Genomic DNA, 26,852 nt, shown 5'->3' on the forward strand with positions numbered 1-26,852 from the left:
ACGCTGCACGTCAGACGTCAGACGCAACCGCAGTGCACCGGGCCTCGGCAGGATGCTCTTGCATTCGTGTTGCGTGTTCACGTCAGACGTCAGAACTGCCATGGCCCATGCACAACAGTGCTGAAGGGTTCACGGATAGGAAATTCAACCGCATGAGGCCAAGTATGGCACGAGTTTTGGGCCTCGAAACACGTTCGGCCAAGGAAGGTTGAGCGCTCGCTTGCCGCTCAATGGCAAGAGCTTGGGAGGCAGTATGCATTTGGGCCTGGCGCGCGTGCAGCTGCTTCCCCGCAGCGATGGATACCGCCGCTTCACTGGGTCACCAATTGACGCGCTGGTCTACCTCGTCGGGTTGAGCTGCCAGATCCCAATCCGGCTCGCCTTGCGCACCATCATCCACCGGCGCGTCGCAGCCCTCCCACAGCGGTGGCCCGCGTGCCGGGGTGATGTGCGGGGGGGCAGACTCCACCCCGATGTGGTTCAGGATGTGGCGGATTTCGGCGCTGTGGGTGATGAAGGCAATGATGCGCATCTGCCCACCGCACATGGGGCACAGCAGCGGAAATGCCTCGTAGATGCGGGCAATCAGCACCGCCCACAAGTAATGCGCCGCTCGCTTCGGGCGTGCTTCAGGTTCGGGTGTGGGTGTGGCCGCGTTGCCCGGCGCCGCCACCCCAGGTACGCCCGCGCCAGGTTGTGCAGTCTCCACCGTGGCTGGTTGCGACGCAGCAGGCTGGGCCAGCGCCGTTACCGCCGCTCTCAGCGGCGAGTTTGGTGCCAGCACACCAAAGTAGCGGTGCCGGTGGGTGCGTGGCGGTGGCACCAGCGCGGCGATGCGGTCGATCAGTTCCAGCGGTGTGAGGTGCAGCTCATCTGCCTTGGCACCACGCTTGTCACTGGTGGGCTCGCTGCGCTGTTTGGCACAGCGGTACACCAGTTTGCTTCCCTCTTTGCGTAGGCGCTCCATGGAAAACGGTGGACGCGCGCAATAGCGCAGCAGCCGCTCCAGCGCAGCGCGGTCGTGGGCTTCGATGCAGACACCGGCGTCCACCGAGAAGCCGCTGTGTTTGTAGCCCAGCATGTCTTTGGCGTCACAGTTCTCCAGCAGGCCCCGAGCAACGAAGGCGCGCAGGATGCGTTTTTGCAGTGTGGTCTGCACTGGGGCCACGGTAGCCGCATCGATGCCGGTGGCCGCGTGAAAGATGACACCCGGCGATGAGATTCGAGGGGTCGCATCAGCATCGCCCTCGCCCTCCACTTCCTCAAACACCCCGTCCACCACACAAACGTGGAAGTGGACGTGTTCATTGAGGCTGGAGCCGAATCGGTGAATGAAGGCGATGGCACCGATGTGCAGGCCTGCCTTGTCCATATGGGCCGCACCGGGGCTGTGGGTCTGCAGAGTTTGTGCGATCACCCGCAGAAAGATGCGCAGCACCATGCTCAGCACCGCTCCGTCGCGTTGCATGAAGTACCGCAACCTCTTGGGCACGGAGAGCACCCACTGGCGCACCGGCAGGCGGGGGAAAACGTGGTCGCTCAGGTGTGCCGCCGTCTCCACCATCCGCCGCGTGGTGCACGAGGGGCAGACTCCCCGGCCTTTGCAGGAGAAGGCTACAAAGTAGTCGTGCCCACAGTCGCCGCAGCGAGCGCGGGCAAAGCCATGGGCAAAGATGCCGCACTCAAGATACTTGGCAAACGCTTTGCGCACGAAGGGCTTGGGGGTGTGGTGGTCGCCCTGGCCGTCGAACTGACCCGCGCTGGCCAACTCTAGCCAGGTCTCGTAGTGCTCGGCTACCATTTGGTAGAGCAGCGTGCGTTCGGGGTGGCGTGGGTTGTAGAGCTTGGGCTTGGAAGTGGCTGACATGAATACTGTACAAATGCACAGTATTCTGCGGCGATTGTTTGGGTACGCAAAGCACAAGGCCCGAACCGTCGCCAGTTCGGGCCTTGTCAGGGTAGCTTGGCTGCGGACTTACTTGCGCGCAGGCGGCACATCCGTGCAGCTGCCATGCGCCACTTCCGCCGCCATGCCGATGCTCTCGCCCAGCGTCGGATGCGGGTGGATGGTCTTGCCGATGTCCACTGCGTCCGCACCCATCTCGATAGCCAGCGCGATCTCTCCGATCATGTCGCCCGCGTGGGTGCCGACCATGCCACCGCCCAGGATCTTGCCGTGGCCCCGGCCAGCATGGCCGTCTCCTGATCCTGCTTCGGGGCTGTCGTCGAACAGCAGCTTGGTGAAGCCTTCGTCGCGGCCGTTGGCAATGGCGCGGCCCGAGGCCGTCCAGGGGAACAGGCCCTTCTTGACCTTGATGCCTTGGGCCTTGGCCTGGTCTTCCGTCAGGCCCACCCAAGCCACTTCAGGGTCGGTGTAGGCCACGCTTGGGATCACGCGGGCGTTGAAGGCGGCGCTTGCCAGCTCTTTGTTGCCTTGCAGTTCACCGGCAATCACTTCTGCCGCCACGTGTGCCTCATGCACCGCCTTGTGCGCCAGCATGGGCTGCCCGACGATGTCGCCGATGGCGAAGATGTGCGGCACGTTGGTGCGCATCTGGATGTCGACGTTGATGAAACCGCGGTCCGTCACAGACACGCCGGCCTTTTCAGCGGCAATCTTCTTGCCGTTGGGCGTGCGGCCCACGGCCTGCAGCACCAGGTCGTACACCTGGGGTTCGGGGGTGGTGCCGCCCTCTTCCGCTGGCGCGAATGTGACCTTGATGCCTTCAGGTGTGGCCTCGGCACCCACGGTTTTCGTCTTCAACATGATGTTGTCGAAGCGCTTGGCGTTCATCTTCTGCCAGATCTTGACCAGGTCGCGGTCGGCGCCCTGCATCAGGCCGTCCATCATTTCCACCACATCCAGGCGTCGGGGCCGCCTCGGTAGGCGGCGGCGTCGTCGGCCGAGAAAGCCACGGGTTGAGCGGGTCGCTCATGTTGCCCCCCTAGGTACAGTGAGATTCACCCTAATAAGGGAATCCTACGCCCAAGCGCCCAAACAAGGAAGGGTGAACCCGAATGAACCCGAACCTATACAAACATGCCCTAACCGGTACACTAGGACCGTGGAGCCAACAGGAGGTCTCACCGTGAGCAGCGACAGCGGTGCGTGTGACGCGCTCGATCGCCTATTCGAGCAGAGCCCTCCGACCCTCGGCCCCACCGAAGTAGCAGAACGACTCGGAGTCTCTAACAAGAGCGTGTACACGTGGCTCCGCGAGGGACTGATCCCCGGCTACAAGGTCGGCTCGACGTGGTTCATCATCCGCGACGAGCTGAAAGACACCTTGCGCCGGGGTGCGAATGTCCCTCGCGACACCGGCCCGGTCGTCGTCATCAACTCAGAACGGCACGAAGGGGACTGACATGCGGAAGATCGGGACGGCGCTACTCATAGTCGTCACCGCGGCGGCCCTGACCGCCTGCACCGGCCAGAACAACGCGCCAGCGCCGACCCCCAGCGCCAGTAGCACCGGCCCGATCTATCCCGACCTCGACCAGTTCACCCCCGCCCCCGAAGGCCTCATCGACGAGGACAGCGGAGAGACGCACGGCCCGCGGCCCGTGCCCACGTGGGATGACGAATCGCGCGAGAGCGCAACGGCGGCCGCGGTCGCCGTGATGACCGCCTACGCGCGCCCCGATCTTCCGTTCGAGCAGTGGTGGGCCGGCTTGCAGCCCCTCCTCGACAACAAGGCCACCCAGGACTACGCCTACATGGACCCGGCACGCATCGTCGCGACGAGCGTCACCGGCCCCGCCGTCATCACCGACGACACGAGCGCTTACGTCGCGTTCGTCGACGTCCCCACCAACGCCGGCACCTACGGCGTCGTGCTCAGCCGTGCCGACGCTGACTCCCCCTGGCTCGCGGGGCGCTTCATCCTCCCCGAAGGGGTGAACTGATGGCAGCGCCCAAGGGCAGCGCCGCCTACGCGATCGCGGCGGTGCCGCTCCTCATCGTCGGCTCCCTGTTCGGGCTCCTCCTCATGGGCGAGGACGAGTGCGGCCCGAGCGCCGGCAACGGCGGATCGAGCGTCTCGATCGACCCCGCATCCGTCCCCGAGACGGAGATTGCCGGCTACGGCCACGAGCAGCTTGTGAACGCCGCATATGTCATGCAGGCGGGCAAAGACCTCGGCCTGAACGCGCGGGATCAGACCATCGGCGTCAGGACTGCGATGGGTGAATCCAGCCTCCGGAACATCGACTACGGCGACTGGGAAACCGGCGGGGTCACCAACCCCGACGGCACCCGCACGACGTCGATCGGCCTGTTCCAGCAGCAGGACGGATGGGGCACCCGCGAGGAGCGGCTGGACCCCTACATCTCGTCGACGAAGTTCTTCAACGCGATGACCACGAAGGTTCCCGACCGCGAGTCGCTGGAACCGACGATCGTCGCCCACCGCACTCAGGTGAACGCCGACCCGTACCACTACACGAAGTTCTGGGACGGCGCGGTGCAGATCGTCGAGGGCCTGAGTGGTGTCCGCACCGGCCTCGACTCCGGCGACGGCAGCGCCAGCGGCGGCGCATGCGAGGGCCTGCTTCCCGGCGAAGTCAGCGCCGAAGGCTGGGCCTCCCCCGGCGCCGGCCCGGTCAGCAGCCCCTACGGCATCCGCGTGCACCCGATCTACGGCACGCAGCGACTCCACGCCGGCACCGACCTTGCCGGCGGCGGCTGCGACGGCCCGATCTGGGCCGCACAGGACGGTGTAGTGACGTTCCGCGGCTTCGACGACGCCGGCAACGGCACAATCTCGATCGACCACGGCGGCGGGGTCACCACCCGCTACCTCCACATGTACGACTCCGGGATGCTCGTGCAGACCGGCGACAAGGTGAAGGCCGGCCAGCAGATCGCTCGCGTCGGCAGCAGCGGTGAATCCACCGGATGCCACCTGCACTTTGAAGTGCGCGTCAACGGCGAGAACGTCGACCCCGCGCCCTTCATGGCAGAGGTCGGCATTCAGCTCGGACAGTAGATCAGGAGACGACCATGAGCAGCATCGAAGTACCCACGTTCCCCAAGATCGAGGCGCGCACGTTCGCGAACGGATCGGGAGAGGTCACGATCAACGGCACGTCGCACCCGATCGAGACGACCACTCTCGAGGATGCTCGCGCCGCGATCCTCGCTCGCGTGGCCGACACGGCCACGAAGATGCAGCGCCCCGTGCGGGTCACCACCAGCGGCCCCGACGGGGAATGGCCGCTAATCGTCCACCCCGACGGCAGCGTAGAGCCCGACGAGAGCCTGCCCGCCCGGCCGGCGCCGATCGAGGACGCCGCGTCCCCCATCGAGTCGACGCCCGCGCCGATCGACCAGGTTCCCGCGCCCGCCCCCGCGCCGGAGGCTCCGACGTTCGCTCCCGCGCCGGAGGTTCCGGCCGCAGCGCCGGCTCCCGCGCCCGACGGGAACGCATGGGTGCGTCAGGCTCCCGCCCCGGCCACCGAGTACCCGAGCCGTCGCGAGGCCCGACAGTCGTTCCTCACGCACGAGCAGATGGAGGAGCCGGCAACCCAGGGATGGCGCGGAGCGCTCACCCGTGCCGGCATCCGCATGAGCCCGAGCGAATCCGAGCGCGCGGAGCGTTCCGACGTCCTCGCCGTCTCGCAGCACTGGCCCGGCCCCCGCACGATCGCCGTCGTGAACGGCAAGGGAGGCGCGGGCAAGACCCCGACCACCGTCCTCCTCGCGGCCGTGTTCGCCCGCCACGGCGGCGCAGGCGTCCTCACATGGGACAACAACCAGACCCGCGGAACGCTCGGCTGGCGCACCGAGCAGGGACCGCACGAGGCGACCCTGCTTGACCTCCTCCCCCAGGTCGACCGGCTCCTGAGCACCGGAGCGCAGTCAGCGGACCTGGCGCACTACGTGCACCACCAGACCCGCGACCGGTTCGACGTGCTGCGCAGCAAGCCGATGGCCCTCGCGCACGAGCAGCGCGTCGAGCCGAGCGACGTCGACGCGATCCACGCCGTCGCCGCGAAGTACTACCGGCTGATCTTCATCGACTCCGGCAACGACGAGTCCGATCCGATGTGGCTGCGCATGATCGACCACGCCGACCAGCTCGTGGTCGCCACGACCACCCGCGACGACCACGCCGAAGCCGGCGCGCTCCTCCTCGAAGCCCTCGCAGAGCGCGACGCCGGATCGGCCGAGCTGGCCCGTGATGCCGTCGTGATCGTGAACCAGGCCGATCCGAAGTCCACCGCCGCTGACCTGGCGCGCGTGGCCGACGGCTACCGGTCCCTCGCCCGTGAGGCCGTGACGGTCCCCCACGACCCGGCGATGGTCGACGGAGTGCTGCGCTTCGGCTCCCTGCGCCCCCAGACGCAGCGTGCGTGGCTCGCAGCGGGCGCGGCGGTCGCCCGCGGGCTATGAACGCCACACAGCCGCTCACAGGGCTGCATCGCGTCCCCGAGTGGCCCCGTCTCGCCGCCACCGTCACGCACGACGGCACAGGCACCCTCACGATCAACGGCGTCAGCCGCGCGTGCGCGGCCGAGTCCGTCGCAGCGCTCCGCACCGGCATGATCGCGCGCGCCGTGGCGATCGGCACGCAGCTACGTCGCCCGATCCGTCTCGATGTGACCGAGGACGGCCGCACACACGCCCTCGCCGTGCGCCCGGAGGGCTACGTGCAGCTCATCGGCGCCGACGGCACCATTCCCGCCCCTGACGGCCTCAGCATCGACGAGGGACGCTGCCGCGTCTGCCGCCGGCTACAGCCGGTGACCTCCGCGACGTGCGTCCAGTGCGGCGTCGACGAACCGCTGCGCGTCGAGGTCGCTCCCCCGGCGGAGCCGAACACCGTCGCACCGCCCGCGGCCGCGCGGGTCACCCGGCCGAGCCCCGTTGAGCTCGACGAGCTCGACGAGCTGCACGACATCGAGCACACACGCATCAGCCGCCGCGCAGCGGCCCCCGCAGCGCCTCCCGCGCCGGTCCTGCACCTGGCTTTCAACACCCAGCGCAGCATCGACGCCGGCCCGCATGTCGTCGTCGGCCGCAACCCCGAGCCCGTCGACGGACGCGAAGCGCTCACCGTCGTCACGCCTGGACGGATGCTCTCGCGCACCCACGCGACGATCGACGTCGACGACGCCGGTCGCATCGTCGTGACCGACCTCGATTCCGCGAACGGCATCGAACTGCAGTCGGCCCCGCCCCACTGGCTCACGCCCGGCGAACCGACCGTGATCCCCGACGGCGCAACGATCCTTCTGGGCGACGTCTACTGCACCGTCACGAGGGCGCATTGATCTACCCCGGGCGGCGTCGGCGCGTCGCCGCAGTGTTTATGCATAATCCCGGCACGATGGCTCGTATGAGCGACTACGGCCGACGCGCGCGACGCCCGAACGACGCGCCCACGGTCCTGCTACAGGGCCGGGTTTCCCCTACCGCGCGCAACGACGTGCGCGAAGCTGCCGAGGCATCCGGCGTCACCATGTCGTACTACCTGGATGCGCTCATCACCAAGCTCGTCAACGAGAACGGCGGCATGCCGCTCGTCGACCCTCCCGCGCGGGACCGCGCGAACCAGCTCGACCTGCCGGAGGAGGCCCCGACGAAAGCCGCATAGAACGAGCGAACCCCCGCCTCTTACGAGACGGGGGCCGAAGCTAAGTGCCTGATCCTCTGAGTTTGGCGACCTGGTAGATCAAGGCAGTTCCGACAAGAACCGGTAGGGAACCGGGCCTTTGTCGTACCCATCGACCGGGATCGAAAGGTGGTGTCATCATAACCCCTCCCTTTACAGAAACCCAGTACCCGCACGCCGAGTCTTGGGCCTTGACAGAGGCGATTCGCCCGAGCGGGCATCGACGGCGAGCAAGAGCGTCGATGACGTGCGTGTGGCAAGGAACTTGGGAGCACAGATGCTCGGCGTCCAGTACCGCCGTGACCCCTACTGCAGGGGGCGCAGGGCACTACAAGTTCTTGGGAATGAGTGCTGTCGTATTCGCGACGATGCGTTCGAGATCTGCCAGAACGGGTCGTTCGTTCTCGACGAGCACCTGACCATTCACGACCACCAGGCTTGCCCGGTCTGAAAGACCAGTCATGATCAGGCCGATCGCCGGGTCGTGCACACCAACCCGGTCGACTCCATCGAGGCGCCAACAGGCGATGTCCGCAGCACGACCCTCCTCGAGGACGCCCAGGTCGGGCCTGCCGAGGCACTCCGCTGATCCCCTGGTTGCCATTCGGAGCAGCTCGCGTGCCGACAGCCACTTCTCGGGCTCGTTGGGGTCAGCGGGGCGGTGCGCCAGCGCAGCCAGGCGCAGATCGCCAAGCAGGTTCCCGCCATCGTTGCTGGCGGACCCGGTCGTTCCAAACCCAACCGTGATTCCGGCGTCGAGGTATTCCCGGATAGGCGCGAGTCCCCAGCCCATCCGAAGGTCCGGCGCAATGAGATGCGCGATCGCGACGCCTGCGTCGGCGAACTCGGGGATCTCCTCCCGTGGAGGTACCACAGCGTGAGCCAGCCATACTCGGTCGCTGGCCCAGCCGTGCTTCTCAAGGAAACGCCACGGCGTCATACCGTAGAGGTGGTCGCTCATTCCCGCGTCGAGCGGTTCGTAGAAGTGGGTGTGGAGGCGCACGTCGTAGTCCGCCGCCATCTGTGCGAACGCTTCGAAGAGTTCGGGCTTGTCGTAGGGGACGCCGCAGGGTCCAAGAGCGATTCGAACCATTCCAAACGGTTCCGGCTCGTGGTACTGGTCGATGAGACCCAGACAGTGCTGGACGACTCTGTCGACGGGCTCGACGAACAGGTCGTCGCAGAAGCCACCTTCGCTCTTGCCGAGCGTCATCGATGACCTTGCCGCATGGAACCGGATCCCGAGGTCGGTGGCGGCCTCGATGGTTGCGTCGATATAGCTATCGGCCGTGGCACCGGGGAAGAATAGGTGCTGGTCGGCGACCGTGGTGATGCCACCGAGGAGCGACTCGAGGAGGACGGCGCGCGCAACCTCCCGGATGACATCTGGACCGAACTTCCCGTCGCGCCACCATCCTGCGCTTCTGGTCAGGACGCCTTCGAGCCAACTGGCCATCGTGACCCGCTCGAGTTGGGGAATCGCCCGCATTGCGCCTTCGTACAGGTGCTGGTGCGAGTTGATGAGACCTGGCAGCGCAATCATTCCACGCCCGTCGATTGTCCGTGAAACGCTGCGATCCGACAGGTCCTTTCCGACGGCGACGATCTTCGGCCCGTCGATCAGAATGTCGGCGTCTTCCAACTCGCGTTCTTGATCGTCGAAAGTGATGACACGTGTCAGTCCGCGGATCAGGATCATTCTCTCTCCTTCGTGCAGGGCTCTTACGCCCGGGTACGACTTGCTGACGGCGTCGACCTCGAGCAACGGCGCGTGGCGGTCTTCGGTCCGTCCTAGGTCCGGTGCTACTTGCGTCATGTTCCCTCGCGGAGGTCTTGTGTGCGGTGCGTCACCCCACTGAGCGATGGACCCTAGACGACATCCGAAGTTGGATGCAATACTTCATCCAGCATTCCATGTGATTTCTTCTAGAAGGCCGGGTAAATGGGCGACGCACGCTCCAGCACCACCGTTAGAAACGTCCTGGATCCGCTCACAGGTCAACGACGTGATGTCGTCCTTAACCTGCACCGCTCCGGCTGCGCCGGACCAGTGCGACGCGAGCTCGACGGATCCGCATGGTGGATCCTCCCGGCAGCCATCGACGCGGACGCGCACATGCCGTTCGTCCCTGCGGGCATCCGGCAGTACGACCTGTTAGCAGCACTGTCCGGTGGCGTCCACCACATGGTTGTCGCTCTGCCGTATCAACTCGCAAGCGTGCACCCTTTGCCAGCCTTGATCGCCGACATGACGTCCACGGCCCTGCCGTCGATCACCCCAGTGCTGTCCGTCGGCCCCACCACCGACAGCGAGGGTTTCCCCCGCTGGCTGTCGGCGAACATCGGATGCATTCGGGACTTGCTTCCTGGCATCGTGAAGCTCTACACGCCCGATCCGAACTTCCAACGAAATCTCGACGCAGTGCGAAACGCGGGACTCAAGCCAGCGGTGTTCGCATACACAGCCGACGAGTTCGACCTGTTCATCGAAAGCGCTCATTCTCCGCTGCATGTGCGGCACGTGACCTCGCGCCGCATGTACGACCGCGTACGGGCCGTGCCGGGTGCCACGTGTCAGACAAGCCCGCACATGCTCCTCGCCCTCGCCGCGGAGCGGCGAGAGGAGCTGGCGGTCTTACCTACCCCGCCGAACGACGAGGATCGTCTCTCCTTGGTAAGCGTGTTCGATGGCATCACCGTTGTCGCCAGTGACCACGTCTCCCCTCCGATCGGTGCGCCGACCGGCCCCGGCCTCCAGACCCAACAACATTTCACCTCCGCCCTGCTGACGTGCGTGGACCAATTCGGCTTCGACCTCGCGCAGACTTGGCAGAAGGTGACCTCGGCTCCAGTCGACGTGTTCGAGTTGAGCGTCAAGCCGGGAGCGATTCTGGTCGATCCCGAACTGCAGGCGCCGGTCGAGCTCTGGCCACGTCAGCGCCCTGACCGGGCTCCCTACTTGGGCAGCCGGGTGAAGGGCCGCGTATTGGCTGTCACATCCGGCGACGAGGCGGTAATGGTGTGATCAGGCGAAGGATGGGAGCCGGGCCCGAGCTGTCCGCCCTTGGCCTCGGGTGCAACAACTTCGGACCCCGGCTCGATGCGAACCAGTCCGAGGCCGTCGTGGCCGCATCGCTCGACGTGGGCATAAATCATTTCGACACGGCCGACATCTACGGGGATGGCTTGTCGGAGCAGTATCTGGGTCGCGCCATCCGCGGCAAGCGTGCGGATGTTGTGATTTCGACCAAGGTCGGGATCCGCCGCGACGCCCTCGTTGGTGGCGGTTCCCGTGAGCACGTGGCTCGATCGTGCGATGCCAGCCTTCGCCGTCTCGGGACCGACTACATCGACGTGTACTACCTGCACAGGCCTGACCCAGGGACGCCGATCTGCGAAACGCTCGGAGCGTTCAAGGAACTGGTGGAGGCAGGGAAGGTGCGCCACATCGCCTGCTCCAACCACGAGCCGTGGCAAGTGACGGACATGTGGAACCTTGCGGAGCTCGGTGAGCGGCCGCCGATGGCGGGCATCCAGGTCGAACTGAATGTGCTGCAGCGAACCGCGGAAGACGCGCTTCTGCCCGCGTGCGAAAGCTTAGGGATCGGAGCAGTAGTCTACTCACCCTTGGCTTCTGGCCTGCTGACAGGCAAGTACAGCAGCGGGGCCGAGTTCCCCGAAGGCTCGCGCATGCGGGTGATGCCACAGTTCGCCGGCATCGCTACACCGATCAATATGCGCATCGCCGAAGGAATGCGCGAACTGGCAGCGGAGTGTGGAACTCGGCCATCGGCTCTGGCCCTCTCGTGGGCGCTGTCTCGGCCTTCGGTGACCGCGGTCCTGGCCGGTGCCACCTCGCCTGAACAAGTCAGGCAAAACGCAGAGGATGTCGCGTTCAAGCTCGAACCAGTGCATGTGACGCGAATGGAGGAAATCACCACCGCGGCAACTCAGGAGAACTGCAGTGAGCGTTGAGGAGAACGAGCACGCCGAAATCCTGCGGCGACTGGATGCTTTGGAGTCGGCAGACCAGATTCGTCGCCTGAAGGCCAGATACATGCAGTGGTGTGACGACCGGCGGGGCATCGACATCGGCTCGCTCTTCTGGGAGAACGGCGTTTGGGAGGGTAAGGGTGCGAGCACCGCCGGGACTACGGTCGGCGCACCGGCGATCGGCGAATTGTTCGCCGCGACCCCGCCTCGGCTCACGTTCACGGTCCACTACCTCACCAACGAATCGATCGAAGTCGACGGCAACACCGCGACCGGTGCGTGGAAACTGTTCGAACCCTGCACGGTTCGCGACGAGGTCGCCGTATGGCAGGGCGGGCGTTACGAGGACGTGTTCGAACGGCGGGAGGGCGAATGGCGGTTCACCCGCCTCACCCTCCATCTGGAGTACCGGAGTCTCTACGACGAGGGCTGGGCCCGCAATCAAGTGGCGGACCTGTGACGTTTCCCGCGTACGCGCTCGACCATTTTTCCCTCACGGTTCCAAACCTCGAGCAAGCCGTGGACTTCTTCATCCGCGCTCTTGGAGCTCGGCTCAAGTACACCCGCGTCCTGGCGCCAGGCAGCGAACCGGCCTTGATGGAAGAGAATTACCTCGCCCATCGCGAGGCAGGCTTCGCGCTCGCGAAGCTCGAGCTCGGCGGGCTTGGCATTGAACTCTTCGAGTACTCCGCCCCGGATCAGTCCCGGTCTCAGCCGCGCAACTGCGACCTCGGCGGGACTCATCTTGGCATCGTCGTTCCAGACATCGACGAGGCGATTCGCCTTGCTGCGACCTATCCCGGCGTTCGTGTGCTCGGGGAACCCCAAACACTCCGTGGGGACCACCCACTGGGTGGCCGCCGATGGGTATACCTGCTGACTCCCTGGGGACAGCAGTTCGAGTTCGTGAGTGACGAGTTGAGGGCGTGAAAGGACGTCGCACCTGACTAGGTACGAAGGGCCCCTGATCATGTACTAGGTGATCGGCCGCTCCGGTGAGTGCCGTGCGGAGACGCGCCGCGGGGTCGTGCCTGCAGAGCCCCCAGCGGTACCTGGTCGCAGGAGGATCCTCAGGGTTAACGCGGCGGCAGGTCACGACCAGTACCGAGGACGGGCTTGAGACGTTGCAAAGGTGTGACGCGGCGCAGCAAGGCGTCCCTATCAAGGCCCTAGCGACCAGCGCGGTCGCGCGCGGCGGCCGCGCTGCGCCAGTCACGCCATCACCAATGAGAGAACCGAGGCTCAGATGTCGATCGAATCACCCAGGGCCGGCCAGCAGCCGCCCCCTCAGCCTGAACCGCGCCTGAAGGTGGCCGAAGCGGCCGACCATGCCGTCGGGGTCAAGGCTGTGGCCATCGCGATGCGGCAGGCCGTGTCCCAGATGGGCGTCACGCGGACGGTCCGAACGCTCACGCGAATCAACCAGCCTGGTGGGTTCGATTGCATGTCATGTGCTTGGCCCGATCCAGATCCGGGTCAACGCCACTCGGCAGAGTTCTGTGAGAACGGCGCCAAGGCCGTCGCCGAGGAAGGGACGAAGGCCCGCGTGGAACGCGAGTTCTTCCAGATTCACAGCGTCGACGACCTAGCGACCAGGTCCGAGTACTGGCTCGGGAAGCAGGGACGGCTCACCGAGCCGATGGTGAAGCGGCCCGGGTCGCGGTATTACGAGCCCGTGGGATGGGCCGAGGCGTTGGAGCTCGTTGCCGATCACCTCAACGCGCTCGTCACGCCAGACGCGGCCGCGTTTTACACATCGGGCCGAGCATCGAACGAAGCGGCCTTCGTCTACCAGCTCTTTGCGCGGACATTCGGGACGAACAACCTGCCTGACTGCTCCAACATGTGCCATGAGTCCAGCGGCGTTGCACTCTTTGACTCGATCGGCATCGGCAAGGGCAGCGTCTCACTTCTCGACATTTACGCAGCCGAGTTGATCGTCATCGCGGGCCAGAACCCCGGAACAAACCATCCACGCATGCTGTCAGCGCTTGAAACAGCGAAGCGCCGAGGCGCCAGGATCATCTCGGTGAATCCACTGCGCGAGGCAGGCACCACGAACTTCCGAAATCCGCAGAATGCGCGTGGCGTGGTAGGGGCCGGGACCGACTTGGCCGACCTCCACCTGCGGGTTCGCGCGAATGGCGATCACGCTCTGTTTCTCGGCATCGCGCGTCTACTCGTCGAATGGAACGCTGTCGCACCCGCGTTCGTCGCTCAATACACAGTAGGCTTCGAAGCATGGGCCCAGCATGTCCGCGAGGTCGATTGGCGGACGATCACCGATGCCAGTGGGATTCCAAAGGACCAGATCGAGGCTGCAGCGAGAATGCTTGCGGCCTCGAGTGCAACCATTTGGTGCTGGGCGATGGGATTGACGCAACACTACAACTCCGTTGCCACCATCCGCGAGGTCGTGAACCTCGCCCTGGCACGGGGCGACCTGGGCAAGCCAGGCGCCGGGCTGTGCCCGGTACGTGGTCACTCGAACGTGCAGGGTGACCGCACGATGGGCATTTGGGAGCGTCCCCCCCGCCTGGTTCCTTGATGCCATCGCGACCGAATTCGACTTCGAGCCGCCCCGACACCATGGCTTCGATGCCGTCGAGACGATCGAGGCGATGGCGAAAGGGCGGGTCAAGGTGTTCGTCGGGTTGGGCGGCAATTTCGCGCACGCCGCACCAGATACTGGATTCACGACGGAAGCGCTGCAGGCGACGGACCTGACCGTTCAGATTTCGACGAAGCTCAATCGCTCCCATGCTGTCTGCGGAGCGACCGCCCTGATTCTTCCGACACTCGGGCGTACAGAGCTCGATATCCAACGCACAGGACCGCAGCGGGTCACCGTCGAGGACTCTATGTCTTCGGTCCATCTCTCTCGCGGTCGCCTCCAGCCGGCCTCCAAGATGTTGCGTTCGGAGGTCTCGATCATCTGTGGGATTGCGGCAGCAACCTTCCGGGAGAGCGCCCTTGGGATCGACTGGGGCGCCTTCGCCGATGACTACGGGGTGATTCGCAATCACATCGAGGCAGTCATTCCCGGCTTCGAGCAGTTCGAGGAACGCGTTAGCAAGCCCGGCGGATTTGTGCTCCCGCATCCACCACGAGACGACCGCAAGTTCCAGACGCCATCAGGGAAGGCCGAGTTTGCCGTGTCCGAACTCTCCACGTTGACGGTGGAGCGGGGTCAGCTGGTGCTCCAGACGTTGCGCAGCCACGACCAGTTCAACACCACTATCTATGGACTCAACGATCGGTATCGGGGTGTGCGCAGCGGCCGTCGCGTCATCTTTGTGAACCGGGAGGACATTGACGACCTCGGGCTCGCCCCCGGTGACTTCGTCGATGTGGAGGCCGTCTGGAGCGACGGCAGACGCCGAGTTGCACCCGCATTCCGTGTCGTCGCGTACGACACACCTCGCGGCAGTGCCGCTGCCTATTACCCCGAAACGAATCCACTCGTCCCGATCGGCTCAACTGCTGCAATCAGCAACACCCCGACCTCGAAGTCAGTGATCGTGACGCTGAGTCGCTTCAAGCCCTCCTGAGTGACGGCCTCGGACGACTGAGCCCAAAGTCGGTGGGCGGCGACAGAAGTCGACCAACTCCGAGGCTGACCGGTCAGGTCGGCGCACCGACCTCCGGGAGACGCGCGAACTGGACGACGGCGGAATGACCGACCTGCAATCGACGAGCGACCGACACCTCGGTGCGGAAGCAGACGCACCCCGTACTCGAACTGAGTCCGATCTCTGTTCAGGTTGTGGGACCAACAAAGGCGAAAGAGCTCGGGCCGGTTCGTCAGGGCGTACAGCGCCTACATCAAGCAACCTCATGAAGCGCTTGGCCATCTCTGTGATCGCCGGAGGGGTCGACATCATGCCTGGTCCCGCCGTCGCTGCCGATCTCGGCGAGCACCGCGACAGCGACGCCAGCCGGTGGGCAGACCTCATTGTTGGCCGAGACCTGTCATCATTGCTCGGGGTACGGCATGGCCGTTGCCCAGGACCAGCGCGTCGTCGCCGAGTTGACCCGGCCCCTCCGCGTCCAGTTGAGGTTCGCGATACACCCCGCTCGCAAGCAGGATCCTCGAGCGCATGAACGCACTGCTCGCGGGAGCTGCGATTCCACACACATGTCAAGGGACAGTAGGAACTGCCCAGGGGCGGACATGAAACCTGCCCGCTGACGGCCACGAGAACTGCCCGGTGGTGGCCACGGGATCTGCCCAAGGGGGCGGTGGCCACCACCGACCGGGGTGCTCAGCTCAACGGGCTCACCCCCTGGCCGGCGAGTGCCTGGGTCAGGCGCACGCTGTCGCCGCTGGTCTGGCAGACGTGGGCGTGGTGGAGCAGCCGGTCGACTGTGGCGGTGGCCAGCGTCTTGGGCATGAGCTCGTCGAACCCGGACGGGTGCAGGTTCGAGCTGATCGCGACCGAGCGCTTCTCATAGGCGGCGTCGACGAGGCGGTAGAGGCCTTCGGCGGCGTCGGCGGCGACGGCCAGGAGCCCGATGTCATCGACGATGACCAGGTCGGCCCGCAGGATTCGGGCGATGGCCTTGGTGACGGTGTCGTCCGCACGGTGCCGGCGCAGCAGGACGCCGAGGTCTTCCAGGGTGAACCAGGCGACCTTGAGTCCCTGCTCGACGGCTTGTTGTCCGAGCGCTTCGAGCAGGAACGTCTTCCCGGTCCCGGATGGCCCGCAGACCACGAGGTTCTCTCGCCGGTGGACCCACTCCAAGGTCCGCAGCGCCTGCTGGGTCGGGGCCGGGATCGAGGAGATCTCGGGCTGCCACGCATCGAACGTCTTGCCGGTCGGGAACCCTGCGGCCGCCCGCCTCGTGGCCAAGGCGGAGCGTTCCCGGCCGGCGACCTCCTCAGCGAACAGGGCCTTGAGGACCTCGGCGGGCTCCCAGCGTTGGGCCTTCGCGGTCGCGACCACCTCGGGCGCGTGGCGACGGATGTGCGGCAGCCGCAGCTTGCGCAGCAGCTCCTCCAACTCGACCGGCAACGGCGGCGCGGTGCTGATGGGGCTCCTCGTCGTCATCGGGTCACCTCGCCGTCGCCGTCCGCGGTGGACCGCTGGCCGAGCCGTGCCCACGCGGCGGTGCCCTGGGTCAGCGAGGAGTCCTCGCTGGCACGATGCTCACCTGTGCCGGGCTGCCGGGCGTGGTGGTCCAGGATCGAAGAGAGGTCGGCCTCGGCGAACCGGCCATGGACCGCGGCGTGGCCCAGTGCCCAGTCGACCTCGACGGGGTCGAACAACTTGGCCAACGCGAGCGCCTCGGTCATCTTGACCCGCATCCGCGGCGTGCCCGCGGCAGCCGCCTCGACCAACCACAGCCGGGCCCCCTCACCCAGGTCGAGGAACTCCGACTCCGCGGCGTTCTTCGCTCGGGGCTGGCGGTCCAGCGGGCCGGACGGCTGGGGCGGGAAGTGCCCGTCATCGATCTTCGGCGTTCCCGGCGTGGCGCGACGGTGGCGGGCGACCTCGATCGGACCGTCGTCGCCGACATGAACGATGACGACCCACTCGTCCTCACCGACCCCGTGGGTGCGGACCCACACTGTTGCACCGAGCAGGGTGTGTGGGACCGAGTACTGGCCGGACTCGAACATCACCATCGGGGTGTTCGCCGGCACCATGCGGGTGGTGCCGAACGCGACCGTGTGCGCTCGCGCCGGAACGGGGTGCAGCCGAGCTCGTTCCTCGGCGAGCATCTCGATCGGCGGCCGCTTCGTCGTCCGGTGGGCACGGGTGTTGACCTTCTCGCAGAACGCCTCGCAGGCCGCCTCGAGCTCAGCGAAACTCGCGTACTCCTCCCGCAGGTTGGTGTCCTTGGGGACGAGGTCGGCCTTGCTGATCTTCACCGACGCCTCGGTGCCGCCCTTGGACGCCGGATCCGCGGGCACACAGGTGTGCACCACGACCGAGTAGTGCTCGGCGAAGGTGACCAACTGCTGGTTCCTGACCGGGATCCCGGCGATGTGCTCGACCGTGACGGTCTTCTCGTTGTCGGTCAGCACGTAGGTCGGCACTCCACCGAGTCGGCGGAACGTGACGTCCAGCGCGGCGAACACGGACGGCATCGTCTTGTCACGCAACGGCAGCACGACCCGGAACCGCGACCACGCCAGCCACGCCACGAACAGCACCGTCTTGACGCCGTCGACGACCGGGCCGTCGCCGTAGTCGTACTGCAGCCACATCCCCGGCTCGGTGACCCAGGGCCGGTGCACCCGCACCCGACCAGAGCGATAGGACGCCTTGACTTTAGCGACCGCGCGGCGTGTGGTGCGTTCCGAACCCTTGTAGCCCAACGCCACGAGCTTCTCGTGGGCGACATCGGCACGGACCTTCCCGAACGACCGCTCGACCCACTCCTCGACCTTGGGCAGGTACTCATCGATCAACTGCAGCCGGGCTGCGGTCTGGTCCAGCTCCCCGCCGGCAGCGCGGCGGTCCACGTAGTGCTTCACCGTGTGGTGCGAACAGCCGGCCAACTCACCGGCATCACGAAACGACCCAGTCAGGTCGTAGGCATCCAAGATTTCCATGATCTCCTCGGCAGACTTCACATGTCCCTCCTCAGGGGCGAACGGCGCATCAGCACGCCAACCGCACCTGAGGAGGGGCCTCAACCGTGGGAACCGGTGAGGCAGACGACGTCGTGTCGGGCAGATCCCATGACCGTCAGTGGGCAGTTCTCATGTCCGCCACCGGGCAGCTTCGTGGCCGTCTCCGGGCAGTTTCTCGTGGCCGCCGACACACACATCGTCAGAGAGCAAAGAAGTGAACGTCGAATGGCCTGCAAGTCGGTCGTTCTCGTCATCAGCGCCGACGACACCGGAAGCCGGCCGGAGCCGTGGACCCCAACAGCCCGATCGCCGGCACGTCTGTGCTCCGCCTATTGGAGGCCGACCGGATCGCCGTCTGCGAGCGATCCACGGCACCCAGCTACGGGGTTGGCCTCAACCCACGGTTCGACCGGGACTCACTGCCGTGCTCGGTGACGCAACGGGCCAAAGCAATACTGGACTGACGGCCCCTGCTCCTGCAGGAGCGTCGTGACATCACGCGACCAGCCGATGACGGGCGCCTACAACACCCCCTCAACTTCGGATCGCATCGCAGTGTCCGCCAAGAGTCCTCACCCTGCCCTCGGCCTATCCGCCCCGTGCTCGCCGCCGCTCGCCAAGCGACTGGTGTGGGAGTACATGGTGACTACGCCGAAGTCGGCGACCTCCACTATCACCGTGGCCGAAGCACTTCAGGCGTTCTCCGACGACCACGTCCACATGCTCCTGATCGTGGAGAAGTCACGCCTGGTCGCCACCCTCATACGGGGAGACATACCAACAAGTGCACTGGACCACGCCCCGGCGATTGCCTATGGGACTTTGGAGTCGCGACTGATCGGCCCCAACGAACCAGCCGAGCACGCCTGGCGAGAAATGCGCGACCTAGGCATCCGGCGGCTCGCAGTGGTCGACGAGGCAGGCATCCTCCTCGGTCTTCTCTGCCTTAAGGCAAGCGGCAAAGGATTCTGCAGCGACGACAACGTCGCCGCGCGGGCCGCGGCGCGAGCCAACGGCGCCCGATCCGACACCCTGGGTGATCCAACCGACGCCACCGAAGGAATCAACCCTCCGGAGGCAACCTCGCCCGGATAGAACGGCCTCCTCGTAAGCAAAGGGCGCAGGTTCGACTCCTGCCTTGGGCACCAATGAGTCCGAGTAGGTCAAGAGGTGGAAACGACCGCTGACCTGCACCTTTTCATCAGCTGCTCCTGTTCAACCTGTGCCAAGCCATGTCGCAGGGGCCTGAACTGCGCTCTGCGAATCCTCTCTGGAGGATCTCGGGGATCGCAGATCTATGGACCTCTTGTGAAATCGACGGCACGAACGCTTGGGCGTATGAGGCCTGCCAGGAATCGGGAGGTCCGACGGGTCCACCAACCGACCGGAGCAGGTGCAACCCCCGTGATCGGCGGCACAGACCCATTGGGGTAGCGTCGCGGCCGAGCACGCCGGTCATCCGCTCGGCGCCGACCGATCACGGCGGGCTCGGCATGTCCTGGGCTACCGGCTCGGGCTCAAGGGTGCATCCGTCCTCACTGACTGGTGACGGAGGTCGGCTGGGATCGTCCTCGGCACCTGTCGTATCTCCGAATGTACTCGTCTCGCCACCAAGGGTCGATGTGGCACGGATCGGTGATGCGGAGTTTGACGACTCTCCACGCCGACTTCCCCTGGCCTCACGACCACCATGTCGCCCTGAAACACGTCGCCGTCCCCTCGTCTCCCGCCAACTCGAGCATCGCCGCGATGCCTCTCGCATTCATCGACGGCCCTCAAGCAGAGCCTTCTCTTCCGCTTGGAACCTCAGGATGGGCGTCGTTCTCTTGACTTTGTCGAGCCGCGGCATCGGCCTGGCGGGTGCTGATCCGTTCCATGAGAATCACCTCCATGAACTACTGCGACCGCTTCTCCAGGTACCTGCCTTATACCTCTCGTCTAAGCTCCTCTCAACGTTGGCGATCGTGGCGTCCTCAGCAGCCATACGCGCCCGGAGATTCGTAACGCAGAGCCGCCAGACCACGGCTCCGCCGATCAGCTCGGCCACGTCGACGACCGGTTGGGCCGCATTGATCCAGCCTTGCAATCGTGTGCGGCACTTGCGCTGCTCGGGAGGGTCGTCTGACGTTTGGCCTGGCGACGCTTCGGCCTCCGAGAACTGCGTCGGCTGCCTGCCAAACGGCTGCGAGGCACGTGAGGCAGCACCGGCCGCCCGAGGGTCTCAGATTGCTCGCAGTCCAGGACGATCAGGACCTCCCGTTCGCAACGGTACGCTGCTAACGCATCCATAGAGTCGCGACCGGCGACCTCCGGGACATACAGTGACCCAGCCACAGTTCCGGGAGCAGCGCCGGTTATCGACAGAACCCGACTCGACGAGCCACCAGCCATCACGGAAATCTCGCTCTACATGCGTCGCCGTACGATGAGCAAGAGCAGTTGCTGCACCACCTGACCGACATGCTTGACCGAGTCAACGCCCTCCACGACAACGGCAGTCAGTAGCCGCAAAGGCGCGCACCGTCCGCGCGAGCGGTTTGCGGGTGAGGACTGTGACGGCCCGAGGGGCGGGCCGGGCGCATCAGCCAGGCACGATGGCGCGGTGGTACAGACCGTCGGAGGGCCGACTGCCTTGCGGCCATTCGCCACGCATCCGGGGGTGCCGCGGCGTTCATGTGCCTGCCGTCAGAAGCACTTTCGCCGTACTGGCACATGCGCCGTACGGGTTCGCTGATCCGGACGGCAGACGACCCTATGAACTGGATCTCTTACCGGCCAGTTACCCCCTCGAGTTGACTAGCGTGCCGTCACTGCCGACGGCATCGCGGACCCCGAGACCCGCAGGTCGTCGGCAGATCAATGCGTTGGCCACTCCCTCCCACGAACAGCCAGCGCACGCCCGGTCACGTCTGCTCTCTGTCACTTGGCGTGACCGGGCGCCCCTGCTGTGCCGCATGCTTCCTCGAGGCAGGACGAGGGAGGACGGCCCGCCCGGGATGCCTCCACGGGCGGGCCGGCTCGGGCCTGCCCGCCGACTCGAGGCGACGACCAGCTACTGCCAGGGTCGAGGTGCACCGCGGAGACACTCCTGGACGGCGAACGCCGACGACGCCCCGGCACGGGCGAGCACGAGAACGAGCCAGACAGACCAGCGAAGATGACGTCGGGCTAGGCCAGGTTCAAGTTGCTTCATCAAGCATGGTTGTGGGCGCGGCGCGTGTCCGCCAGACCTGTCTGCGACGAGGCGCCCCGAGGTACTCGCTCACGCAGTCGAGTGGCGCTGAGCGCTTCGTCGCATTGGGGCGCGGTACGTCGTTCGCGCTGCCATGCTGATCGGCCATCCTGATCGGCCCGTCGGGCACGCGATGGCGGCGAGTTCAGCCCCGACGCACGTGTCGCCGCAGTCGTCGCTCGACGGAAGACGCGGTCATCGCGAACACGTCCGGATCGGCGCCGGCCGTGAGCAGGAGCTCGGCGACCTCCTGGCCGATCGAGTGGAAGAGCGGGATCGTCATCCATCGCCCCCGGGCTCGTCCGGCGGCGACGCCAAGCAGAAGCGGGTTCGGGCTGATCCGCCGCAGTTCGGCGACGGCCTGTTCCGTCGGCGTTCCGTTGTGGACCGCTCGACGTGCGACCTCCTCCAGTGTCGCGACCTGACGCTTCTCCTGGGCGAGCAGCTTCACCTCACTCACTCCAGCGATCTCGCTCGTCCGCGCCTGCCATGGTTCACGTTTCGACCACGTTCGCGGTCACGGCCGCGACGCGCAGCCGTTCGATGTCTTGCACCGCACCCGCGCGGGTGATGTATCCGCCGTTGCGTGCAAGCACTTCACCGTCCCAGTCGCGCAGGATCCAGTGGTACTCGCCGCCGTCTCGAAAGACCTCGAACAGCCCGACGATCTTCAGCATGGGCTGCCGGCCATCTGATCCAGGCCACGCGGCCGCGCATGAACCCTGTCCGGCATCTCCGCCATGATCGCGAGGGCGGGCCTCTGGTCCGGGTCGACCCACCCCTGATGCGCACCGAGCCGGAACAGTGTCGCTTCGACCCCACCCAACAGCCCGCCGAGCAGGGCCAGGTCGAGGTCGGGCGGCAGGGTCATCACGTGGATCTTCTTCACAGTCATCACTTCTGGTCGGTTCGAGCACCCCATGGCATCTGCCGGGAAACCTGACGCACCGATTCGTACCGAGCCGGTGGCCGGGCCCCGCGCGCTGGCCGCCAGAGGAAGGAGGAACAGGAGGCCAGCTGCTGTGCTGTCGATGACCTCAGGGGGTCGAGGTCCGCGAGATCACGACAGTTCGTCGGGACGCTAGGTGTTCTGACCACGGACGTTAGGTACGGCGGGTCGGCTGGACCATGACGAAGACCTCCGGGTGAGGTGTGGAGCTACCACAGCAAACACATCTCATGAACCCCGGAGGTCTTCGTGTCCCACGCTAACGCCACCCTCGCTCCTGCCGGCCGCCTGCGTCTGGCCAAGCTCATCGTCGAGCAGCGCTGGACCTATGCCCGCGCGGCCGAGCGTTTCTCGGTCAGCATCACCACCGCACGCCGGTGGGCCGAGCGGTACCGCGAGTCCGGCCCTGAGATGGGCAAGGACGGCATGGTCGACCGGTCCTCACGCCCACGCCGCTGCCCGAACCAACTGCCCCAGCGCACCGAGCGCCGCATCGTGAAGCTGAGGGTGACCCGCCGCTGGGGACCAGCCCGGATCGCCTACCACCTGGGCTTGAACCCCTCCACCGTCCACCAGGTGCTGCGACGCTACGGCTGCCCCCGGTTGAAGTGGACCGACCCAGCGACCGGCACCCGGATCAAGACCTCCTCGCGGGCCAAGAACCGCTACGAGCACGCCGCGCCCGGCGACCTGGTCCACGTCGACATCAAGAAGCTCGGCCGAATCCCCGACGGCGGCGGCTGGCGAGCCTTCGGGCGCGGGTCTGCCCACGACCTGCACGCGAAGTCCGGCCGTGGGCAGGCCGCTCGGGCCGGCGCCGCCAGCTCACGCGGCTACGTCTACCTCCACCACGCCGTCGACGACCACTCCCGGCTGGCCTACTCCGAGATCCTCGCCGACGAGCGCAAGGAGACCGCCGCGGCGTTCTGGAAGCGCGCCAAGGCGTTCTTCGCCGCCCACGGCATCACCGTCAAGGCCGTGCTCACCGACAACGGGTCCTGCTACCGCTCCCGGCTATGGGCCAACACCCTCGGCAAGCAGGTCAAGCACCGCCGCACCCGCCCCTACCGGCCGCAGACCAACGGGAAGGTCGAGCGGTTCAACCGCACCCTGCTCGAGGAGTGGGCCTACGCCTGCCTCTACCTCTCAGAGGACGACCGCGCAGCCACCTACCCGGCCTGGCTACACCACTACAATCACCACCGCGGCCACACCAGCCTCAACGGCAAGTCACCCATCGACCGCGTACCCAACCTCCCCGGGCAGAACAGCTAGGGCGCCAACCGGGGTCTCGCCTCGCCTACCGATGGGTAAGAGATCCACTTCATAGCGGCGACGCCCGTCCGCAGCAGAACAATCCTCCTGCGGCATCGCCTCCGGGCCGCACACTCTGAACCTAGGCCGACAGCAGCGCGGCTCGATTCACGAGCCCGATGGGCTTCACGCGGGAAGATCTGCGCTGCCCAGAGAGCCGTCGCACGGCACTGGTCAATACACCTGGGGGCATTCCGAACCCGACGTCGGAACGCGAGCACGCGACTGTTGTGTCGCATGGGTCGGCGGGCGCATCGCAAGGTCCATGACACGGACGAGGACCGTGGCCCCCGATTGGGCACCTGACTCGTGACAGCGGCGCTCACCCGAAGCCGCCCCTCGTCAGGAGACAACGTGTCATTCCCTACGCAGATGAGACTGGTGGGCTTCATCGCGATCGCGCCCAACCTGCACGTCACCTGAAGGCGGCGCCGAGTGCTGCCGGTTGCGCGTTGGCGTCGAGCAGTGTCGGCGGCCACGAGAAACTGCCCGGAGACGGCCACGAAGCTGCCCGGTGGCGGACATGAGAACTGCCCACTGACGGTCATGGGATCTGCCCGACACGACGTCGTCTGCCTCACCGGTTCCCACGGTTGAGGCCCCTCCTCAGGTGCGGTTGGCGTGCTGATGCGCCGTTCGCCCCTGAGGAGGGACATGTGAAGTCTGCCGAGGAGATCATGGAAATCTTGGATGCCTACGACCTGACTGGGTCGTTTCGTGATGCCGGTGAGTTGGCCGGCTGTTCGCACCACACGGTGAAGCACTACGTGGACCGCCGCGCTGCCGGCGGGGAGCTGGACCAGACCGCAGCCCGGCTGCAGTTGATCGATGAGTACCTGCCCAAGGTCGAGGAGTGGGTCGAGCGGTCGTTCGGGAAGGTCCGTGCCGATGTCGCCCACGAGAAGCTCGTGGCGTTGGGCTACAAGGGTTCGGAACGCACCACACGCCGCGCGGTCGCTAAAGTCAAGGCGTCCTATCGCTCTGGTCGGGTGCGGGTGCACCGGCCCTGGGTCACCGAGCCGGGGATGTGGCTGCAGTACGACTACGGCGACGGCCCGGTCGTCGACGGCGTCAAGACGGTGCTGTTCGTGGCGTGGCTGGCGTGGTCGCGGTTCCGGGTCGTGCTGCCGTTGCGTGACAAGACGATGCCGTCCGTGTTCGCCGCGCTGGACGTCACGTTCCGCCGACTCGGTGGAGTGCCGACCTACGTGCTGACCGACAACGAGAAGACCGTCACGGTCGAGCACATCGCCGGGATCCCGGTCAGGAACCAGCAGTTGGTCACCTTCGCCGAGCACTACTCGGTCGTGGTGCACACCTGTGTGCCCGCGGATCCGGCGTCCAAGGGCGGCACCGAGGCGTCGGTGAAGATCAGCAAGGCCGACCTCGTCCCCAAGGACACCAACCTGCGGGAGGAGTACGCGAGTTTCGCTGAGCTCGAGGCGGCCTGCGAGGCGTTCTGCGAGAAGGTCAACACCCGTGCCCACCGGACGACGAAGCGGCCGCCGATCGAGATGCTCGCCGAGGAACGAGCTCGGCTGCACCCCGTTCCGGCGCGAGCGCACACGGTCGCGTTCGGCACCACCCGCATGGTGCCGGCGAACACCCCGATGGTGATGTTCGAGTCCGGCCAGTACTCGGTCCCACACACCCTGCTCGGTGCAACAGTGTGGGTCCGCACCCACGGGGTCGGTGAGGACGAGTGGGTCGTCATCGTTCATGTCGGCGACGACGGTCCGATCGAGGTCGCCCGCCACCGTCGCGCCACGCCGGGAACGCCGAAGATCGATGACGGGCACTTCCCGCCCCAGCCGTCCGGCCCGCTGGACCGCCAGCCCCGAGCGAAGAACGCCGCGGAGTCGGAGTTCCTCGACCTGGGTGAGGGGGCCCGGCTGTGGTTGGTCGAGGCGGCTGCCGCGGGCACGCCGCGGATGCGGGTCAAGATGACCGAGGCGCTCGCGTTGGCCAAGTTGTTCGACCCCGTCGAGGTCGACTGGGCACTGGGCCACGCCGCGGTCCATGGCCGGTTCGCCGAGGCCGACCTCTCTTCGATCCTGGACCACCACGCCCGGCAGCCCGGCACAGGTGAGCATCGTGCCAGCGAGGACTCCTCGCTGACCCAGGGCACCGCCGCGTGGGCACGGCTCGGCCAGCGGTCCACCGCGGACGGCGACGGCGAGGTGACCCGATGACGACGAGGAGCCCCATCAGCACCGCGCCGCCGTTGCCGGTCGAGTTGGAGGAGCTGCTGCGCAAGCTGCGGCTGCCGCACATCCGTCGCCACGCGCCCGAGGTGGTCGCGACCGCGAAGGCCCAACGCTGGGAGCCCGCCGAGGTCCTCAAGGCCCTGTTCGCTGAGGAGGTCGCCGGCCGGGAACGCTCCGCCTTGGCCACGAGGCGGGCGGCCGCAGGGTTCCCGACCGGCAAGACGTTCGATGCGTGGCAGCCCGAGATCTCCTCGATCCCGGCCCCGACCCAGCAGGCGCTGCGGACCTTGGAGTGGGTCCACCGGCGAGAGAACCTCGTGGTCTGCGGGCCATCCGGGACCGGGAAGACGTTCCTGCTCGAAGCGCTCGGACAACAAGCCGTCGAGCAGGGACTCAAGGTCGCCTGGTTCACCCTGGAAGACCTCGGCGTCCTGCTGCGCCGGCACCGTGCGGACGACACCGTCACCAAGGCCATCGCCCGAATCCTGCGGGCCGACCTGGTCATCGTCGATGACATCGGGCTCCTGGCCGTCGCCGCCGACGCCGCCGAAGGCCTCTACCGCCTCGTCGACGCCGCCTATGAGAAGCGCTCGGTCGCGATCAGCTCGAACCTGCACCCGTCCGGGTTCGACGAGCTCATGCCCAAGACGCTGGCCACCGCCACAGTCGACCGGCTGCTCCACCACGCCCACGTCTGCCAGACCAGCGGCGACAGCGTGCGCCTGACCCAGGCACTCGCCGGCCAGGGGGTGAGCCCGTTGAGCTGAGCACCCCGGTCGGTGGTGGCCACCGCCCCCTTGGGCAGATCCCGTGGCCACCACCGGGCAGTTCTCGTGGCCGTCAGCGGGCAGGTTTCATGTCCGCCCCTGGGCAGTTCCTACTGTCCCTTGACAGCCCGCCGGCGCCGCTTCGACTCACTGGCAATCATCGCAACTGAGTTCGGAGCCGAGCCCTAGCG

General features: G+C 66.4%; 21 protein-coding genes and 2 pseudogenes. 15 read left to right on the top strand and 8 right to left on the bottom strand.

Translation table 11 applies throughout. The annotated features are described in order from the left end of the window. Window positions 1-319: 319 nt before the first annotated feature. Together ACZ43H_RS00460 and ACZ43H_RS00465 are read right to left on the bottom strand one after the other, a co-directional pair. Entirely contained in the window at window positions 320-1,867 is a 1,548-nt protein-coding gene (locus tag ACZ43H_RS00460; RefSeq protein ID WP_011117152.1) for an IS91-like element ISCR8/ISPps1 family transposase, read from the bottom strand. A 108-nt stretch (window positions 1,868-1,975) separates the two neighbouring features. Beyond that, window positions 1,976-2,869, bottom strand: a pseudogene (locus ACZ43H_RS00465) (dihydrolipoyl dehydrogenase family protein); the annotation flags it as partial. 220 nt (window positions 2,870-3,089) lie between these two features. Here ACZ43H_RS00465 and ACZ43H_RS00470 point away from each other — a divergent pair. The 6 genes from ACZ43H_RS00470 (at window position 3,090) to ACZ43H_RS00495 (ending at window position 7,598) form a co-directional block, all read left to right on the top strand. Then, window positions 3,090-3,365, top strand: coding sequence for a helix-turn-helix domain-containing protein (locus ACZ43H_RS00470; protein WP_071416685.1), 276 nt, complete (start codon window positions 3,090-3,092; stop codon window positions 3,363-3,365). 1 nt (window position 3,366) lies between these two features. Continuing rightward, window positions 3,367-3,906, top strand: a complete 540-nt coding sequence (locus tag ACZ43H_RS00475) for a hypothetical protein (RefSeq protein ID WP_071416686.1) — start codon at window positions 3,367-3,369, stop codon at window positions 3,904-3,906. Beyond that, window positions 3,906-4,988 carry a M23 family metallopeptidase gene (locus ACZ43H_RS00480; RefSeq protein ID WP_464583116.1) on the top strand — a complete coding sequence of 361 codons (1,083 nt, stop codon included), beginning with the start codon at window positions 3,906-3,908 and terminating at the stop codon, window positions 4,986-4,988. Before ACZ43H_RS00475 ends, ACZ43H_RS00480 begins: the two co-directional genes overlap by 1 nt. A 14-nt stretch (window positions 4,989-5,002) precedes the next feature. Then, window positions 5,003-6,394 (top strand): AAA family ATPase, encoded by a 1,392-nt coding sequence (locus ACZ43H_RS00485; protein WP_130110724.1) that lies wholly within the window; start codon window positions 5,003-5,005, stop codon window positions 6,392-6,394. Then, window positions 6,391-7,275, top strand: a complete 885-nt coding sequence (locus tag ACZ43H_RS00490) for an FHA domain-containing protein (RefSeq protein ID WP_130110723.1) — start codon at window positions 6,391-6,393, stop codon at window positions 7,273-7,275. The genes ACZ43H_RS00485 and ACZ43H_RS00490 overlap by 4 nt, the downstream gene beginning before the upstream one ends. Window positions 7,276-7,340: 65 nt before the next feature. Then, window positions 7,341-7,598, top strand: coding sequence for a hypothetical protein (locus ACZ43H_RS00495; RefSeq protein WP_130110741.1), 258 nt, complete (start codon window positions 7,341-7,343; stop codon window positions 7,596-7,598). Between the two features lie 346 nt (window positions 7,599-7,944). Here the strand turns inward: ACZ43H_RS00495 and ACZ43H_RS00500 are convergent, their stop codons facing one another. After that, a complete protein-coding gene (locus ACZ43H_RS00500; protein ID WP_011776884.1) occupies window positions 7,945-9,315 on the bottom strand; it encodes an amidohydrolase in 1,371 nt (456 codons plus the stop codon). A 243-nt stretch (window positions 9,316-9,558) separates the two neighbouring features. Here ACZ43H_RS00500 and ACZ43H_RS00505 point away from each other — a divergent pair, with 243 nt between their 5' ends. The 5 genes and pseudogenes from ACZ43H_RS00505 (at window position 9,559) to ACZ43H_RS00525 (ending at window position 15,160) form a co-directional block, all read left to right on the top strand. Then, window positions 9,559-10,641 (top strand): hypothetical protein, encoded by a 1,083-nt coding sequence (locus tag ACZ43H_RS00505; protein WP_459986756.1) that lies wholly within the window; start codon window positions 9,559-9,561, stop codon window positions 10,639-10,641. Between the two features lie 11 nt (window positions 10,642-10,652). Next, entirely contained in the window at window positions 10,653-11,591 is a 939-nt protein-coding gene (locus ACZ43H_RS00510) for an aldo/keto reductase (RefSeq protein WP_459986755.1), read from the top strand. After that, window positions 11,581-12,069 carry a nuclear transport factor 2 family protein gene (locus ACZ43H_RS00515; RefSeq protein WP_459986754.1) on the top strand — a complete coding sequence of 163 codons (489 nt, stop codon included), beginning with the start codon at window positions 11,581-11,583 and terminating at the stop codon, window positions 12,067-12,069. Before ACZ43H_RS00510 ends, ACZ43H_RS00515 begins: the two co-directional genes overlap by 11 nt. Continuing rightward, window positions 12,066-12,539 carry a VOC family protein gene (locus ACZ43H_RS00520; RefSeq protein WP_459986753.1) on the top strand — a complete coding sequence of 158 codons (474 nt, stop codon included), beginning with the start codon at window positions 12,066-12,068 and terminating at the stop codon, window positions 12,537-12,539. Before ACZ43H_RS00515 ends, ACZ43H_RS00520 begins: the two co-directional genes overlap by 4 nt. 316 nt (window positions 12,540-12,855) lie before the next feature. Beyond that, window positions 12,856-15,160, top strand: a pseudogene (locus tag ACZ43H_RS00525) (FdhF/YdeP family oxidoreductase). Window positions 15,161-15,874: 714 nt separating this feature from the next. Here ACZ43H_RS00525 and istB (ACZ43H_RS00530) read toward each other — a convergent pair. Both istB (ACZ43H_RS00530) and istA (ACZ43H_RS00535) read right to left on the bottom strand, forming a co-directional pair. Next, window positions 15,875-16,660: an IS21-like element helper ATPase IstB gene (gene istB, locus ACZ43H_RS00530; RefSeq protein ID WP_021473521.1), complete on the bottom strand. Its 786-nt coding sequence runs from the start codon at window positions 16,658-16,660 to the stop codon at window positions 15,875-15,877. Next, window positions 16,657-18,192 carry an IS21 family transposase gene (istA, locus tag ACZ43H_RS00535; protein WP_021473522.1) on the bottom strand — a complete coding sequence of 512 codons (1,536 nt, stop codon included), beginning with the start codon at window positions 18,190-18,192 and terminating at the stop codon, window positions 16,657-16,659. The genes istB (ACZ43H_RS00530) and istA (ACZ43H_RS00535) overlap by 4 nt, the downstream gene beginning before the upstream one ends. A gap of 489 nt (window positions 18,193-18,681) precedes the next feature. Here istA (ACZ43H_RS00535) and ACZ43H_RS00540 point away from each other — a divergent pair, with 489 nt between their 5' ends. Next, a complete protein-coding gene (locus ACZ43H_RS00540; RefSeq protein WP_464583023.1) occupies window positions 18,682-19,287 on the top strand; it encodes a CBS domain-containing protein in 606 nt (201 codons plus the stop codon). Window positions 19,288-21,569: 2,282 nt separating this feature from the next. Here ACZ43H_RS00540 and ACZ43H_RS00545 read toward each other — a convergent pair. From ACZ43H_RS00545 to ACZ43H_RS00555, 3 genes are read right to left on the bottom strand one after another with little or no spacing between them, the layout of a single operon-like run. Further along, window positions 21,570-21,875 carry a hypothetical protein gene (locus ACZ43H_RS00545; RefSeq protein ID WP_464583025.1) on the bottom strand — a complete coding sequence of 102 codons (306 nt, stop codon included), beginning with the start codon at window positions 21,873-21,875 and terminating at the stop codon, window positions 21,570-21,572. A 43-nt stretch (window positions 21,876-21,918) separates the two neighbouring features. Continuing rightward, on the bottom strand, window positions 21,919-22,101 hold the full coding sequence (locus ACZ43H_RS00550) for a YegP family protein (protein ID WP_459986748.1): 183 nt from the start codon (window positions 22,099-22,101) through the stop codon (window positions 21,919-21,921). After that, window positions 22,095-22,313, bottom strand: coding sequence for a hypothetical protein (locus tag ACZ43H_RS00555; protein ID WP_459986747.1), 219 nt, complete (start codon window positions 22,311-22,313; stop codon window positions 22,095-22,097). The genes ACZ43H_RS00550 and ACZ43H_RS00555 overlap by 7 nt, the downstream gene beginning before the upstream one ends. A gap of 309 nt (window positions 22,314-22,622) precedes the next feature. Between ACZ43H_RS00555 and ACZ43H_RS00560 the strand changes: the two genes are divergently transcribed. The 3 genes from ACZ43H_RS00560 (at window position 22,623) to istB (ACZ43H_RS00570) (ending at window position 26,661) form a co-directional block, all read left to right on the top strand. Then, window positions 22,623-23,648: an IS481 family transposase gene (locus tag ACZ43H_RS00560; protein WP_459986746.1), complete on the top strand. Its 1,026-nt coding sequence runs from the start codon at window positions 22,623-22,625 to the stop codon at window positions 23,646-23,648. 695 nt (window positions 23,649-24,343) lie between these two features. After that, window positions 24,344-25,879 (top strand): IS21 family transposase, encoded by a 1,536-nt coding sequence (istA, locus tag ACZ43H_RS00565; protein ID WP_021473522.1) that lies wholly within the window; start codon window positions 24,344-24,346, stop codon window positions 25,877-25,879. After that, window positions 25,876-26,661 carry an IS21-like element helper ATPase IstB gene (gene istB, locus ACZ43H_RS00570; protein ID WP_021473521.1) on the top strand — a complete coding sequence of 262 codons (786 nt, stop codon included), beginning with the start codon at window positions 25,876-25,878 and terminating at the stop codon, window positions 26,659-26,661. Before istA (ACZ43H_RS00565) ends, istB (ACZ43H_RS00570) begins: the two co-directional genes overlap by 4 nt. The last annotated feature ends 191 nt before the right edge of the window (window positions 26,662-26,852 follow it).

The sequence above is a fragment of the Nocardioides sp. DN36 genome, assembly GCF_055380375.1.